The organism is Flavobacterium shii, assembly GCF_025847235.1.
Lineage (GTDB): Bacteria > Bacteroidota > Bacteroidia > Flavobacteriales > Flavobacteriaceae > Flavobacterium > Flavobacterium shii.
In genome coordinates, this window is record NZ_JAOZEW010000016.1 from 50,420 (window position 1) to 65,177 (window position 14,758).

Here is a 14,758-nt window from a genome sequence, read left to right on the forward strand (position 1 = left end):
GATTCTAAAATTTATTTTTCAATCTCTTCTCTTCTTATCTTCTCTCAGAACCACGATTTGTCGGCCTTGGTGTTGCCGCAGGCCTTGGTGTTGCAGGTCTTGTTGTCGTAGGACGTGTCACCGGACTTGTGGGACGTGTCGTAGGCTGTGTTGGTCTAACAACAGGGCGAGTAGACGGATTAGTTGGACTAACCGGACGCGTAGTTGGTCTTGTCACTGGTTGTGTCGGCCTTGTTGTAGATGGATTTGTCGGGCGCGTTCCACCAGGTCTTGTTGAAGATGGATTCGTTGGTCGTGTCCCACCAGGTCTTGTTGTTGGGTTTGTAGGACGCGTTGTTCCTGGTCTTGTATTTCCTGGTCGCGTTGATGTTACCGGAGCAGGTCTATTATAAGTTCTACCATTATACGTAGTATTGTATCGCCCATTAACTCTATTATCTCTAACAACTACAGATGTATTTCTTCTTGTAACATAAGTATTGTAATATCTTGGATTTCTTATAACAGTAGTTCTTCGATAATAGCGATTATTATAATAATGTCCATGATACCCCCAATAATCATGGTAATACACTGGACGCCAAGGACGCCAGTAGGAAGGATAATATCCCCAATGCCAAGGAGATACATAGGGCACAAATAAAGGGGAAAACATAAACAATACCACAGGCCAAGCACTTACACTTGTAGTTACATAATTGGGACTCGTCGTTGTATTATAATTATTTGTCGTATTATTATTTACAATTACTGTACCGTCTCCTTTATAACCAGGATTTGGCGTGCCAGCAGTTACACTTGCAGGCTCAACAATGTAATTTTTCCCGTACAAATCTTCGTCACCGATAATCTGTACATGAACATTATTATTTTTATCTTTATTTACCTCAATAACTGCTACATCTTGCTTCTCATTACTATTAACATCAACCTGAAGTACTATTGAATAATTGTTGCCATTTTTCTGGCTCACAACCCGAATATAATCCGTTTGGCCGTCATTATTTAAATCTAAATTATTAATCTTATTATCTTTATCATTTAATGCATTTTCAAAATCTTCCAATGTCTTTGATTTTTGAAAAACATCTAATACAGCATACAAATTAAGATTATCTCCCGGCAAACCTAAAGCTACTGGCTCATTATCTGTTTGAGAAAATACAGGAAAACTAACTAAGCCAGCTATTAAAACAACTAAAAACAAGACACATTTTTTCATGTTAAAAAATAGTTAATTTATTAATACTTTCACTAAGGTATAAAAAAATACACAAAGTCTAACATTGCAATATAACTTTCTGTTTTACAAATAAATTTCACCAAAAACATTTTAACATAGCTTAACAATTTACTTCCGATAAAAGAAAGAATGTAAGAGTTATATTCTTAACTTTGTAAATAACCGTATTTCCTATGCGCCTATTCGTTTGCAATGTCTTACAAAACCCATTTCCAATTTATCACCCCCTGAAACAAAATTGCGATGAAAAAACATTTATCTATTTTCCTTTTTTTTCTTTCTTTAACTTACGGATATGCCCAAATAGAGGTTTCTCCAACTTTACAGGATGCCATTTATATAGCCATAGAGAAAAGTGCTTCTTTGAAAAACAAAGACCTCGATATTGAAAAATTAAACCTTCAGGAAAAAGGGGTTTGGAACAAATACATCCCTACTGTCGAAGCTAGTGCCCTGTACTCCTATTTTGACAATAAATTAACTGTAGATCTTCCTACTGCAACCATACCGATTGTTAACTATCCTCTATTCGATGGAAAAACAGCTTTTAAAAACTATGGAAATATTTTTAATGGAAGTGTAATGGCAAAAACTGTCTTATTTAGCGGTATGCAAATCCCTAATGGAGCCAAAGCAATTCATGAGAAAACTAAAGGAACAGTATTTTTAAAAGAGTCCGAGAAAGATCAAATTATAAAAGATGTCATAAATACTTTCGATCAATTAGTGCTACTAAAAGAAATCGACAGACTGATAAAAGACAGCGAAAAACGATTAGATACAGAAACCAAACGTGTCACAAAAGCCATAGAACAAGGACTTGCAATTCCTTATGACAGAGATAAAATTAAGCTAGCCACATTAGAACTTACTTCAAAAAAAATAGAGCTTGACGGAAAAAGAAAATTAGTATATAAAAAAATTCAATATTTAACAGGATATTCTAGTTCCGAAATAGACAATGTTCAATACGATTTAATTCCATATTTAATTACCGATGAAAAATTAAACACAGGAAATAAACAGGAAATAAAAGCCTTAGAATCGTTCAAAACTGCCTATGAATATTTATTAAAAAAAGAGAAAGGAACCTATCTTCCTACTTTAGGAGCCTTTGGAGGAGTTTCTTATTCAAGCCTATTTGATGCCAACGCTACAACACCAATAATTACAGGAATAAATCAAGCATTATATCTAGGATTAAACGAGGTAACCATAAGCAATAATTGGGTTGTGGGTGCAGCAATGAAATGGGAAGTATTCTCAGGCTTCGAAAGAAAACACAAAGTACATGAAGCAAAAATTAACATTGAACAAGTACAAAATCAAATTGATGATGCTAAAGAAAAACTAGAGTTACTCCTCGAAAAAAACTTTGTTGACTATAGTGTTCTTACCCAAAAAATTGACATCACACAACAACAAGAAAAAGTAGCTGGCAATAATTTAAATCTGGCAATTAAACAATACAAAGAAGGTCTTATCAATATATCCGAACGTCTTGAAGCAGAAAATGATTCATATAAAGCGTCGGTAAACAAAACTACAACCCTAATCGAGCAGCGATTATCGGCTATTGAAACCATAATTACAACTGGCGATTTATCAAAAAAATTATCTAAATAAAGTTCTATTCTATGAAAAAAGTAATTATTACAATCAGTTTAATTTTCCTTTTTATAAGCTGTCAAAAGAAAAAAATAGAAAATTTAATTCAGGGAAAAATAGAAAAAGAACAAATTGCTGTTGTAAGCAAAATACCTGGCAAGATTTTAAAAATCTTTGTCAAAGAAGGAGATATAGTCCAAAAAGGAGATACTCTGGCAATTCTTGATATTCCGGAAGTAGATGCTAAGAAAAACCAAGCCGAAGGCGCTGTTATATCTGCAAAAGCACAATACAAAATGGCTGTAAAGGGAGCTACCGAAAACCAAATTAAACAACTGGAAGCTAAAAAAATGGGATTAAAGGAACAATATGAGTTTGCTCAAAAATCAATCAAACGATTAACAAACATGCTTAAAGACTCCTTAATATCACAACAAACATACGATGAAACTTTCGCCAAATATCAAGGTGCCCAAGCGCAATACAATGCCGTTATTGCCGAACTTGACGATGCCAAAAAAGGTGCTAGAATAGAACAACAAACAATGGCTTTAGGTCAACAAGACAGAGCCCTTGGCGCGCTACAAGAAGTAGAAACTGCCGATAAGGAACGTTATATAATCGCTCCTCAAAATATGAGCATTGAAACTATAACTTTAACCGTAGGTGAACTAGCATTACCAGGATATACTCTATTTAATGGTTACGTTGCCAACAGCACCTATTTTCGCTTTACAATACCCGAAAATCAATTAGGACAATTTAAAAAAGGACAAGAAGTAACGGTTCATGTTCCTTATAAAAAAGCAGACATAAAAGGAACTATCAGTACGATAAAACAATTGGGAGCCTATGGAAACATAGCAACCGCATACCCAGATTATGAAATGCAGGAAAGTTTATTCGAAATAAAAATAACACCTTCCAATAATGAAGAAACAAAAGATCTAATTACAAAAACAACCGTTACTTTATCTCTTTAACTATGCAAAATTTCTTTTCATTGCTTAAACGGGAATTCCGATTATTTTGGAGCAACAAAGTTCTCCGATTGCTTTTTATTGGAGCACCAATACTTTATGGAGTTCTATTGGGTTATGTTTATGGCAAAGGTAAAGTAACCGATTTACCCATAATTGTTGTTGACCAAGACCGAACGGAATTAAGTTCAAAAGCAATTCAAATGTTCGAAGATAATGAGGTTTTATCTATTGCTTCCATTCTATACGACCAGAATAATCTATCTAAGATTGCTATTGAAAAAGGAGCGACTTGTGTTGTTATTATCCCGAAAGATTTCGAAAAAATGACACTCACCAAGAAATATCCGGAAATCACAACCATCGTAAACACTTCTAATGTTTTAACCGCCAATTATGCATCGACTGCAATACAAATCTGCCTTGGAACATTAAAAGCAGGGATTCAAATTGAAACTTTACGAAAACAAGGTGTTCCCGAGAATTTACTTCTGTCGCAGTATGAACCATTCAAAACTACTTTTATAAAAAAATACAATCGAAGCACTAACTACATGTACTTTCTTTGGCCAGGAGTTTTAGCAACTGTTCTGCAGCAAGTTCTTTTATTAGGATTAGCTCTTTCTTTTGCTTCAGAATTTGAGAACGGAACTTTTAAAGATCTTGTAAAAAGATGTCCTTCAATTTTAAACCTACTAGCTGTAAAAATCATTCCTTATATGCTTATGAGTTTTGGTATTTGGTTTATATATTGGCTTTTTACACTATGGTTTAGATTACCTTTTTACGACAACTTACTTCCTCTCACATTTATAGCTGGAATATTCGTACTCTCAGTCTCCTTCATCGGTATTCTGGTGAGTATTCTAGTTCCAAATCAATTAAAAGCAACAGAGATTTTAATGGTTATTGCAACCCCTAGTTTTATCCTAAGCGGTTTTACCTGGCCTTTAAGCCAAATGCCTGTAGCGGTACAAGCAATTGCGAATGTGATTCCGTTAACTCATTTCTTAAAGGCCTTTAGAATATTGATTATTGAGGATGGAACTTTCACTCAAACTACAAAACCTATTTGGAACATGATTATCATAGGCGTTGTTTGTTTTATTGCAGCATATATCGCTTTATATTTTAAAAAGAAAAGTGTTTTAAAAGAAGCTTAATTCATTTCCGTTTAAGTCATAAAAAAAAGCATAAGATTAAACGTCTTATGCTTTTTGATTTTATATAAATTATAAAACTACTTTTCGATCTCTCTCATAGAATCCATTTTTTTATGCGCCAAGAAACCGGCAACATCTTCAAAATGCTCTTTCACACGTTTATTACCAAACTCAAAAACCTTAGTTGCTAATCCGTCAAGGAAATCACGATCGTGAGAAACTAAGATTAAAGTTCCGTCGAAATCACGTAAAGCGTCTTTAATAATATCTTTGGTTTTCATATCCAGGTGATTCGAAGGCTCATCCAAAATCAACAAGTTAACTGGTTCCAACAATAATTTTATCATTGCCAAACGTGTTTTTTCTCCTCCAGAAAGCACTTTTACTTTCTTAGTAATATCATCTCCCTGAAACATAAAAGCGCCTAGAATATTCTTTATTTGCGTACGAACATCCCCAACAGCAATACCATCTATAGTTTCAAAAATTGTTGCATTTTCATCTAATAAAGAAGCCTGATTTTGAGCAAAATATCCAATTTGTGAATTATGTCCAATATCAACACTTCCTTCATCAATACCAATCTCTTTCATGATAGCTTTGATCATAGTCGATTTTCCTTCTCCATTTTTACCTACAAAAGCCACTTTCTGACCTCTTTCGATAACAATATTTGCATCTTTAAAAACCACATGATCTCCGTAAGATTTTGACAAATCTTTCACCACAACAGGATATTGTCCTGAACGTGCTGCTGGTGGAAATTTTAATTTTAACACCGAATTATCCACCTCATCAACCTGTACAATAACAAGCTTTTCTAACATTTTAACACGAGACTGAACAGCATCTGTTTTAGAAAACGTTCCTTTAAAACGATCAATAAAAGTCCTGTTATCCGCTATCATTTTTTGTTGCTCATCATATGCCTTTTGTTGGTGTATACGACGGTCTTTTCTTAACTCTAAATAATGAGAATATTTGGCTTTATAATCATAGATTCTTCTCATTGTAACCTCAATAGTACGATTGGTAATATTATCTACAAATGCTCTATCGTGTGAAATCACTACAACTGCTTTTGCCTGATTCAATAAGAAATCTTCTAACCATTGGATACTTTCTATATCCATGTGATTTGTAGGCTCATCCAGTAAGATTAAGTCTGGCTTTTGCAAAAGAATTTTAGCCAATTCAATTCGCATTCTCCAACCTCCTGAAAACTCAGAAGTTTGACGATTAAAATCTTCACGTACAAAACCCAAACCAACTAAAATTTTCTCAACTTCAGCTTCATAGTTCACCTCTTCAATCGCATAAAATTTCTCGCTTAGGTCTGAAACTCTTTCGATTAATTTCATGTAAGCATCACTTTCGTAATCTGTACGAACCGTTAGCTGCTCATTGATTTCGTCAATTTCGGCTTTCATTTGGAAAATTTCACCAAAAGCTTTTGATGCTTCTTCCATCACAGTTGCTCCATCGGTAGTTAACAAATGCTGAGGCAAATAAGCCACAACAGCATCTTTTGGAGCCGAGATATTTCCTGTTGAAGGCTTGCTTTGACCAGCAATAATTTTTAAAAGTGTCGATTTTCCCGCACCATTTTTACCCATAAGGGCAATTTTATCATTTTCATTTATAGCAAAAGAAACATCGCTAAAAAGTGTAGTTCCACCAAACTGAACTGAAATATCATTAACTGTAATCATATAGATTTTTAGATTTTTAGACTGCTTAGATTTTTAGACTTCTCAGCAAGTATTTTTTTGAAAGTGCAAAGATAGATTAATTAGATAATTAGGCAATACAATCAATACCCGACATCTTAGTTTTTTCAAGTTTTACAATTATTCTTACATCTTTTCATTTTTTTATTATACCTTGTATAAGAATTTAAAAATCAGGAAATTATGAGAACGAAATTAAACTTGGCAGCTAGCCTAATTGCAGGATTAATATTTGGACTTTCTGCAAATGCACAAAAAACAGTAATTAAAAAAGCTGCATTACCAGCAAATGCACAAACTTTTTTAAAAACTCACTTTGCAAAACAAGAACCGACTTACATACTTGAGGATAAAGAAATCCTCTCTAAAGAATACAAAGTTCAATTTGCAAATAAACTAGAAATCGAATTTGACGGAAAAGGAAATTGGAAAGAAATTGATGGAAAAAGCGCCTCAATTCCCGCATCTATTATTCCAAGTAAAATAGCATCTTATGTAAAGACCAATTTTGCTAAAGACAAAATAACAAAAATAGAAAAAGGCACTCTGGGATATGAAGCAAAACTAAGTAACGGCTTAGAATTAAAATTTAACTCTAAAGGCGAATTTATCAAGATTGCTAAATAAAAACCGAATTCAATCATAAATTAAAACCCCTCAATTTCTAGAAATTGAGGGGTTTTAATTTTTTAATCTTTACGCCATTTTTTAGTTTCCTCAAAAATGTGCTCCAAAATTCCAGCTTCTATATCATCAAAATCGATATTCCTACGTCCCATAACTAATCGTGCAGTTTCAAAAGCTTTCTTGGTAACATATGTTGTAAATCCTGCTGCTCCACCCCAAGAAAAACTAGGCACGAAGTTGCGAGGAAAACCAGTACCAAAAATATTAGCACTTACTCCTACTACAGTTCCAGTATTAAACATCGTATTGATTCCGCATTTACTGTGATCTCCCATCATTAAACCACAAAACTGAAGTCCTGTTTTGGCAAATCCTTCTGTTTCGTAACTCCATAGTTTTACTTCCTCGTAGTTATTTTTCAAGTTCGAGTTATTAGTGTCTGCACCAATATTACACCACTCTCCTAAAACTGAATCCCCTAAAAATCCATCATGTCCTTTATTTGAATTTGCAAAAAGAACCGAATTCTTAACCTCTCCACCTATTCTGGATCCAGGACCTACAGTTGTAGCTCCATATACTTTGGCATTTAATTTTACTTGTGCATTTTCGCATAAAGCAAAAGGACCTCGAATTACTGAACCTTCCATGATTTCAGAATTCTTTCCTATATATATAGGACCAGCAGAAGCATTTAAAGTAACAAATTCTAATTTCGCTCCTTCTTCTATAAATATATTTTCAGGTGCAATCGTATTTACACTTTTCGGAATAGGCTGTGATTTCCTGTCTTCGGTTAAGAAATTAAAATCTTCACGAATTGCAGCGTCATTTTTTGAAAAAATATCCCAAGTATGCTCTACAGTTATACAATCACCGTTGTACTGAATAATTTCATAAGTATCAAAATCGACTTCTTCCTGATTTTCATTTGTATGAAAAGCGATTACTTCGTCTCCTTTAAAGATGGCTTGATTCGTTGTTAAATCCGAAACGAGATCTGCTAAATCAATATTTGGCAAAAAAGAAGCATTAATCATCACGTTTTCTTCAAGCTCAACCATCGGATATTTCTCCGATAAATATTCTTCGGTTATTGTAGTTGTTGTTGATCCCAAATGCATTTCCCACTTTTGACGTATCGTCATTATCCCGATTAAAATATCGGCAACAGGTCGTGTAAATGTAAAAGGTAATAAGGCATTCCGGACGGGCCCGTCAAATAGAATGTAATTCATAAAATTAATTTAATTTGGCAATTTATTAAAATATTGATTTGGTTATCGAGTTCAAAGTTACAAATATTTTATTTGTTTCGTTTATCGTCGAGGCTTCTTAATCAACAGTTAACGTGATATAATTACACAAAAAAAGCCTTCCAAAAAGGAAGGCTTTGATTTATTTAAAAACAAACTAAAATTATTTAGCGTGTTTAGCGTATTTAGTTTTGAATTTATCAATACGTCCTGCAGTATCAATAAGTTTAGATTTACCTGTGTAAAAAGGGTGAGATGTTCTAGAGATCTCCATTTTTACAACTGGATATTCAACACCATCAACTGTTATTGTTTCTTTTGTATCTGCAGTAGATTTAGTGATAAACACATCTTCATTTGACATGTCTTTGAATGCAACTAATCTGTAATTTTCTGGGTGAATTCCTTTTTTCATCTTTTCTTTTTATTTATTGTTTAGAGCGCTTTAATTTTGAAGCTTTTCCATGGTTAGAAAAAGGTGTAAACTCAACTACTCTTTTTTGTTTTAAAACTTTTAATTATTTCAGTTTGCAAATTTACAATTATTTTTTAATAAACAAACGTTTGCCCTGTTTTTTTTATCTAAAATCGAAAAGCATTTTTTATCAATGAATATATTGGGAATTGCTATATTTGTGGATTAATTTTAAAACATATAGATTATGATTAATGAGGTTATAAAAAAGAATGGAATTACCTTCGGAATAGCAATTGGAGTTGTTTCTGCATTGATTACCGCAACTATATACGCAATCAATCTAAATCTTTTCACTTCATGGTGGGTTGGATCTATAGGAATTTTGATATACCTTATATTAGGTATCGTTTTACTTACTAAGACAAAAAAGGAACTAAATGGTGTTTTTCCTTTCAAGGATGCCTTTACAACTTACTTTATTGCTGCTGTAATCGGAATTTTAATATCTACTCTTTTTAATATAGTATTATTCAACTTCATTGATCCGGGAGCAAAAGAGACATTAAGCAATTTAATGATAAAATATACCGTAGGCATGATGCAAAAATTCGGTACACCTGCAGCCGCAATCAACGAGGCAATAGCAAAAATGAAAGAAAGCAATCCTTATTCTATTATAGAACTTCTCAAAGGTTCTGTTTTTAGTATTGTTTTCAGTTCTATTTTTGGTTTAATTATGGCTGCATTTTTTAAAAGCAAAACTTCATATCAAGAATAAAATAAATGAATTTATCTATACTAATACCGCTTCTTAACGAAGAGGAATCACTTACGGAGCTATACACATGGATCATTAAAGTGATGAAATCTAACAATTACTCTTATGAAATCATTTTTGTAGATGATGGAAGTACAGATAATTCTTGGAATATTATTGAAGGTTTTTCTAATGAGAATCCGCATGTAAAAGGAATTCGTTTCATGAAGAATTTTGGAAAATCACAGGCTTTACATGCTGGTTTTGCCAAAGCAAATGGTGATGTTATCATTACTATGGATGCCGATTTGCAAGATAGTCCGGAGGAAATCCCTGGATTGTACGAAATGATTACCAAAGAGAAATTTGATTTGGTTTCGGGATGGAAAAAGAAACGCTATGACTCTGTCGTAGCCAAAAACTTACCATCAAAATTATTTAATTGGGCTGCAAGAAAAACTTCGGGTGTTGAATTAAACGATTTTAATTGCGGATTAAAAGCTTATAAAAATACAGTTGTTAAGAACATTGAGGTATCGGGAGAAATGCATCGATATATTCCGGTTTTGGCAAAAAATGCAGGTTTCAATAAAATTGGCGAGAAAGTAGTACAACATCAGGCTCGTAAATATGGCGAAACCAAATTTGGAATGGAACGTTTTATTAATGGCTTCCTTGACTTAATTACGATTTGGTTTCTTTCTAGATTCGGAAAAAGACCGATGCATTTATTTGGAGCCATAGGTTCGGTTATGTTTATAATTGGATTTTTACTGGCGGGCTATATCGGAGTTTCCAAATTGTATCATATGTACATGGGAATGCGCTATAACTTGGTAACGAGTAATCCTTGGTTTTTTATTGCATTAACAACAATGATATTGGGAACTCAATTATTTCTTGCTGGTTTCTTGGGCGAAATTATTTTACGCACCAAAAATAATGAAGAACGTTATAAAATAGCACGAGAAGTTAATTTTTAACGAGAATCCCTAGCCCTGATAGCAGCGGCATCCTTTATGTTTTTTCTTTAAAAACATAAAGATATAGCGAATAGCAGGAGATTGCTTCGAGAAATCGTGATAAAAACTCCTGAGATTACATTAATTTTTTTTGACTTAAAATTTTAAATAATATACAAATGAATATAGCACCAAACATTTTAACTGCTGTAAACGAGTGGCTAACGCCTGCATTTGACAATGAAACTCAAGCGGCGATTAAAGAAATGATGACAACATCGCCAAAAGACCTTGAGGAAAGTTTTTATAAAAACCTGGAATTCGGAACTGGTGGAATGCGCGGTGTAATGGGTGTTGGTTGCAATCGCATCAACAAATATACACTAGGAAAAAACACGCAAGGGATATCGGATTATATGCATAAAGTTTTCCCTAACGAAAAACTAAAAGTAGCAATTGCTTACGATTGTCGTCATAATAGTAATACACTTGCCAAAGTTGTTGCTGATGTTTTCTCGGCAAATGGAATCCATGTATATCTATTCTCAGATATGCGTCCGACTCCGGAATTATCTTTTGCACTTAAACATTTAGGATGTCAATGCGGAATTGTTCTTACAGCATCTCACAATCCCCCAGAATACAATGGGTACAAAGTATACTGGAAAGATGGCGGACAAATTGTTCCTCCGCAAGATACAGCGATTATTGCTACGATTGAAAGCTTGGATTATAATAAAATTAAATTTCACGCTAACGAGAAATTAATAGAATATATAGACACGGAAATTGATACTGCATTTATAGAATCATCTATAGAAAATGCCAGCTTTAATACTCCGGCTAAAGCCAAAGAGGATTTACAAATCGTTTTTACTTCGCTACACGGAACTTCGATAAAATCGATCCCTCCTACTTTATCTCAAGCGGGTTATACTAATGTACATATTGTACCTGAGCAAGCGGTTCCAAATGGTGATTTTCCAACTGTAAAATCGCCAAACCCCGAGGAACCAGAGGCACTAACAATGGCATTGGCACTGGCTGTTAAAACCAATTCGGATATTGTTGTAGGTACTGATCCTGATTGTGATCGTTTAGGCGTTGCAGTTCGTAACAACGAAGGCAAAATGATTTTACTAAACGGAAATCAAACTATGGTTTTAATGACTTCTTTTTTATTAAAACAATGGAAAAAAGCTGGAAAAATTAACGAAAAACAATTCGTAGGTTCTACTATTGTTTCGACTCCTATGATGATGGAGTTGGCAACCAGTTACGATGTAGAATGTAAAGTAGGTTTAACAGGCTTTAAGTGGATTGCCAAAATGATCAAAGACTTTCCTGAGCTTGAATTTATTGGAGGTGGAGAAGAAAGCTTTGGATTTATGGTTGGCGATGCTGTACGTGATAAAGATGCCGTTGCTGCTACTTTATTAATTTGCGAAATGGCTGCCCAGGCAAAAGCTAGTGGAAGTTCTGTTTATAAAGAACTTTTAAAACTTTATGTTGAGCACGGTTTTTACAAAGAACACTTAGTTGCATTGACAAAAAAAGGAATGCAAGGGTTAGAAGAAATTAGTCAGATGATGATTAATTTACGCGAAAATCCTGTAAAAGAAATAAACGGACAAAGAGTAATAATGGTTGAAGATTATCAATCCTCAACGGCATTAAACTTATTGACGGATGAAGTATCAGAAATGACTATTCCGAAGTCGAATGTATTAATTTATTATACTGAAGATGGTTCTAAAATTTGTGCAAGACCAAGTGGAACTGAACCTAAAATTAAATTTTACATTAGTGTAAATACTCATCTTGACTCTGTAGAAGATTTTGATGCAACTGAAGCTGTATTAGACAAAAAAATAAAAAACATTATTGCAGCAATGCATTTAATCTAAATGAATACACTGGCAACAAATGACGCTCCACAACTATTAAATTCGATTGTCGATTTAATAGACAAGATAAATCATATTGTTGCAAAAACTGTTAATCAAAGAAATAGAGATTACGAAAATAAAACACAAAGTTTCATTAAGTTAAACATTACAATTGTGCACACACTGTGTGCACAATTGAGTTTATCACGAAATACCTAACAAGATTACCAGAAAAAAATTATTGCTAGAAAAATTGGAAAAACCCATAGCTATAGCAGAAAATAACACAAGAAAATAAATGAACAATTTCAAAAAAATATTCCCTTTTATATTTCCATATAAAAGATATGCATACATGAACATTTTTTTTAATATTCTATATGCATTATTTAGTACGCTTTCGTTTATGGCATTGATCCCTATGATCCAGGTATTATTTGACCAGACCAAAAGAAATACTACCATGCCTGTTTATAAAGGAATCTGGGAAATAAAAGAATTTGGGGAAAACTATTTAAGCTATTTCATCACACAAGCTACTGATGCTTATGGAGTAGGTTACACACTATCGATAATGGTAGCAGTAATTATTTCGATATTTTTATTGAAAAACTTATGTGATTATCTCGCCATGTTTTTCATTACTTTTTTAAGAAATGGTGTCTTAAGAGATATGCGTAATGCGATGTATAAAAAAACACTTGAATTACCTTTATCATTTTTCTCCGAAAAAAGAAAAGGTGATGTTATTTCTCGTATTTCAGGTGATGTAAACGAAGTACAAACTTCATTTCTTGCAATTCTTGAACTTATCGTAAAAGAACCGCTTACGATTGTGTTTACAATTATTGCTATGCTTGCTATAAGCCCACAATTAACTCTTTTTGTTTTTATTTTTATTCCTGTTTCTGGTTACATTATCTCTTTGATAGGGAAACAATTAAAGAAACAATCAACCAAAGCGCAGCAAGAGCAAGGTATATTCTTATCTACTATTGAAGAAACATTAGGCGGATTGAAAGTGGTAAAAGGATACAACTCTGAGAATTATTTTAATAGTGTTTTTCAAGACTCTACTCAACGTTTTTTTAAATTATCAAATAGTATTGGTAATCGCCAGAATTTAGCTTCTCCTGCAAGTGAATTTATGGGAATCATGGTAATCGCAATTTTACTTTGGTACGGTGGCCAAATGGTTTTAATCGAAAAAACATTAAATGGCGCCTCATTTATTGCATACATGGGACTAGCATACAATATCCTTACACCTGCAAAAGCGATTTCTAAAGCTTCTTATGGAGTAAAAAGAGGTAACGCAGCTGCAGAACGTGTATTGGAAATTCTTGATCAGGAAAACCCCATTACAAGTAAAGTTGATGCTGTAGAAAAATCAACTTTTGATTCGGATATCACTATTCAAAACATCAACTTTAAATATGAAGACGAAAATGTATTAAAAGACTTTTCTCTTCAAATTAAAAAAGGTCAAACTGTAGCATTAGTTGGACAATCTGGAAGCGGAAAAAGTACAATTGCTAATTTACTTACCCGTTTTTATGATGTAAACCAAGGAAGCATTGCAATCGACAATGTTAATATTAAAGACATTTCTTTAAATTCACTTCGCGGTTTAATGGGATTGGTTACTCAGGATAGCATCTTGTTTAACGATACTATAAAAGCTAATATTTCATTAGGAAAATTAGATGCAACCGATGAAGAAATCATCGAAGCTTTAAAAATCGCAAATGCTTTTGAATTTGTAAAAGAATTACCATTAGGGATTTACACTAATATTGGAGATAGCGGAAACAAACTTTCGGGCGGACAAAAGCAACGTTTATCGATTGCTCGTGCTGTACTTAAAAACCCTCCAATTATGATTCTTGACGAAGCAACATCTGCATTGGATACCGAAAGCGAGAAATTTGTACAGGTAGCACTTGAAAACATGATGCAAAACCGTACTTCGATTGTTATTGCGCACCGTTTATCTACTATTCAGAAAGCAGATTTAATCGTTGTCATGCAAAAGGGTAAAATTGTAGAACAAGGAACTCACGATAAACTAATAGCTCTAAACGGAACTTATAATAAATTGGTTAGCATGCAGTCGTTTGAATAA

Annotated in this window: 13 protein-coding genes; 9 read left to right on the plus strand and 4 right to left on the minus strand. The window is 33.4% G+C overall.

Annotation, left to right across the window (positions count from 1 at the left end):
* Positions 1-34 precede the first annotated feature (34 nt).
* Positions 35-1,222: a hypothetical protein gene (locus OIU83_RS15120; RefSeq protein ID WP_264207100.1), complete on the minus strand. Its 1,188-nt coding sequence runs from the start codon at positions 1,220-1,222 to the stop codon at positions 35-37.
* 264 nt (positions 1,223-1,486) lie between these two features.
* Between OIU83_RS15120 and OIU83_RS15125 the strand changes: the two genes are divergently transcribed.
* Genes OIU83_RS15125 through OIU83_RS15135 form a run of 3 tightly spaced genes read left to right on the plus strand, consistent with a single transcriptional unit; the run spans position 1,487 to position 4,994 of the window.
* Positions 1,487-2,869, plus strand: coding sequence for a TolC family protein (locus tag OIU83_RS15125; RefSeq protein WP_264207101.1), 1,383 nt, complete (start codon positions 1,487-1,489; stop codon positions 2,867-2,869).
* 11 nt (positions 2,870-2,880) lie between these two features.
* Complete coding sequence (locus OIU83_RS15130) at positions 2,881-3,834, plus strand: HlyD family secretion protein (RefSeq protein WP_264207102.1); 954 nt, start codon at positions 2,881-2,883, stop codon at positions 3,832-3,834.
* A gap of 2 nt (positions 3,835-3,836) precedes the next feature.
* Entirely contained in the window at positions 3,837-4,994 is a 1,158-nt protein-coding gene (locus tag OIU83_RS15135; RefSeq protein ID WP_264207103.1) for an ABC transporter permease, read from the plus strand.
* Between the two features lie 77 nt (positions 4,995-5,071).
* Here the strand turns inward: OIU83_RS15135 and OIU83_RS15140 are convergent, their stop codons facing one another.
* A complete protein-coding gene (locus tag OIU83_RS15140) occupies positions 5,072-6,706 on the minus strand; it encodes an ABC-F family ATP-binding cassette domain-containing protein (protein WP_264207104.1) in 1,635 nt (544 codons plus the stop codon).
* 201 nt (positions 6,707-6,907) lie between these two features.
* Between OIU83_RS15140 and OIU83_RS15145 the strand changes: the two genes are divergently transcribed.
* Positions 6,908-7,351, plus strand: a complete 444-nt coding sequence (locus OIU83_RS15145; protein WP_264207105.1) for a PepSY-like domain-containing protein — start codon at positions 6,908-6,910, stop codon at positions 7,349-7,351.
* Between the two features lie 62 nt (positions 7,352-7,413).
* Here the strand turns inward: OIU83_RS15145 and OIU83_RS15150 are convergent, their stop codons facing one another.
* Both OIU83_RS15150 and OIU83_RS15155 read right to left on the minus strand, forming a co-directional pair.
* Entirely contained in the window at positions 7,414-8,589 is a 1,176-nt protein-coding gene (locus OIU83_RS15150) for a GlmU family protein (RefSeq protein WP_264207106.1), read from the minus strand.
* A gap of 181 nt (positions 8,590-8,770) precedes the next feature.
* Positions 8,771-9,022, minus strand: coding sequence for a type B 50S ribosomal protein L31 (locus tag OIU83_RS15155; RefSeq protein ID WP_039112250.1), 252 nt, complete (start codon positions 9,020-9,022; stop codon positions 8,771-8,773).
* A 247-nt stretch (positions 9,023-9,269) separates the two neighbouring features.
* Between OIU83_RS15155 and OIU83_RS15160 the strand changes: the two genes are divergently transcribed.
* From OIU83_RS15160 to OIU83_RS15180, 5 genes are all read left to right on the plus strand, one after another.
* Positions 9,270-9,803, plus strand: a complete 534-nt coding sequence (locus OIU83_RS15160; RefSeq protein WP_264207107.1) for a DUF4199 domain-containing protein — start codon at positions 9,270-9,272, stop codon at positions 9,801-9,803.
* 5 nt (positions 9,804-9,808) lie between these two features.
* Positions 9,809-10,765: a glycosyltransferase family 2 protein gene (locus OIU83_RS15165; RefSeq protein ID WP_264207108.1), complete on the plus strand. Its 957-nt coding sequence runs from the start codon at positions 9,809-9,811 to the stop codon at positions 10,763-10,765.
* Positions 10,766-10,923: 158 nt separating this feature from the next.
* Positions 10,924-12,651, plus strand: a complete 1,728-nt coding sequence (locus tag OIU83_RS15170) for a phospho-sugar mutase (protein WP_264207109.1) — start codon at positions 10,924-10,926, stop codon at positions 12,649-12,651.
* Positions 12,652-12,852 (plus strand): hypothetical protein, encoded by a 201-nt coding sequence (locus OIU83_RS15175; RefSeq protein ID WP_264207110.1) that lies wholly within the window; start codon positions 12,652-12,654, stop codon positions 12,850-12,852.
* 79 nt (positions 12,853-12,931) lie between these two features.
* Positions 12,932-14,758, plus strand: coding sequence for an ABC transporter ATP-binding protein (locus tag OIU83_RS15180; protein WP_264207111.1), 1,827 nt, complete (start codon positions 12,932-12,934; stop codon positions 14,756-14,758).

Excerpts from the sequence above, each read along its gene's own strand:
- OIU83_RS15120 (WP_264207100.1), bottom strand. The coding sequence starts at position 1,222 with ATGAAAAAATGTGTCTTGTTTTTAGTTGTTTTAATAGCTGGCTTAGTT.
- OIU83_RS15125 (WP_264207101.1), top strand. The coding sequence starts at position 1,487 with ATGAAAAAACATTTATCTATTTTCCTTTTTTTTCTTTCTTTAACTTAC.
- OIU83_RS15130 (WP_264207102.1), top strand. The coding sequence starts at position 2,881 with ATGAAAAAAGTAATTATTACAATCAGTTTAATTTTCCTTTTTATAAGC.
- OIU83_RS15135 (WP_264207103.1), top strand. The coding sequence starts at position 3,837 with ATGCAAAATTTCTTTTCATTGCTTAAACGGGAATTCCGATTATTTTGG.
- OIU83_RS15140 (WP_264207104.1), bottom strand. The coding sequence starts at position 6,706 with ATGATTACAGTTAATGATATTTCAGTTCAGTTTGGTGGAACTACACTT.
- OIU83_RS15145 (WP_264207105.1), top strand. The coding sequence starts at position 6,908 with ATGAGAACGAAATTAAACTTGGCAGCTAGCCTAATTGCAGGATTAATA.
- OIU83_RS15150 (WP_264207106.1), bottom strand. The coding sequence starts at position 8,589 with ATGAATTACATTCTATTTGACGGGCCCGTCCGGAATGCCTTATTACCT.
- OIU83_RS15155 (WP_039112250.1), bottom strand. The coding sequence starts at position 9,022 with ATGAAAAAAGGAATTCACCCAGAAAATTACAGATTAGTTGCATTCAAA.
- OIU83_RS15160 (WP_264207107.1), top strand. The coding sequence starts at position 9,270 with ATGATTAATGAGGTTATAAAAAAGAATGGAATTACCTTCGGAATAGCA.
- OIU83_RS15165 (WP_264207108.1), top strand. The coding sequence starts at position 9,809 with ATGAATTTATCTATACTAATACCGCTTCTTAACGAAGAGGAATCACTT.
- OIU83_RS15170 (WP_264207109.1), top strand. The coding sequence starts at position 10,924 with ATGAATATAGCACCAAACATTTTAACTGCTGTAAACGAGTGGCTAACG.
- OIU83_RS15175 (WP_264207110.1), top strand. The coding sequence starts at position 12,652 with ATGAATACACTGGCAACAAATGACGCTCCACAACTATTAAATTCGATT.
- OIU83_RS15180 (WP_264207111.1), top strand. The coding sequence starts at position 12,932 with ATGAACAATTTCAAAAAAATATTCCCTTTTATATTTCCATATAAAAGA.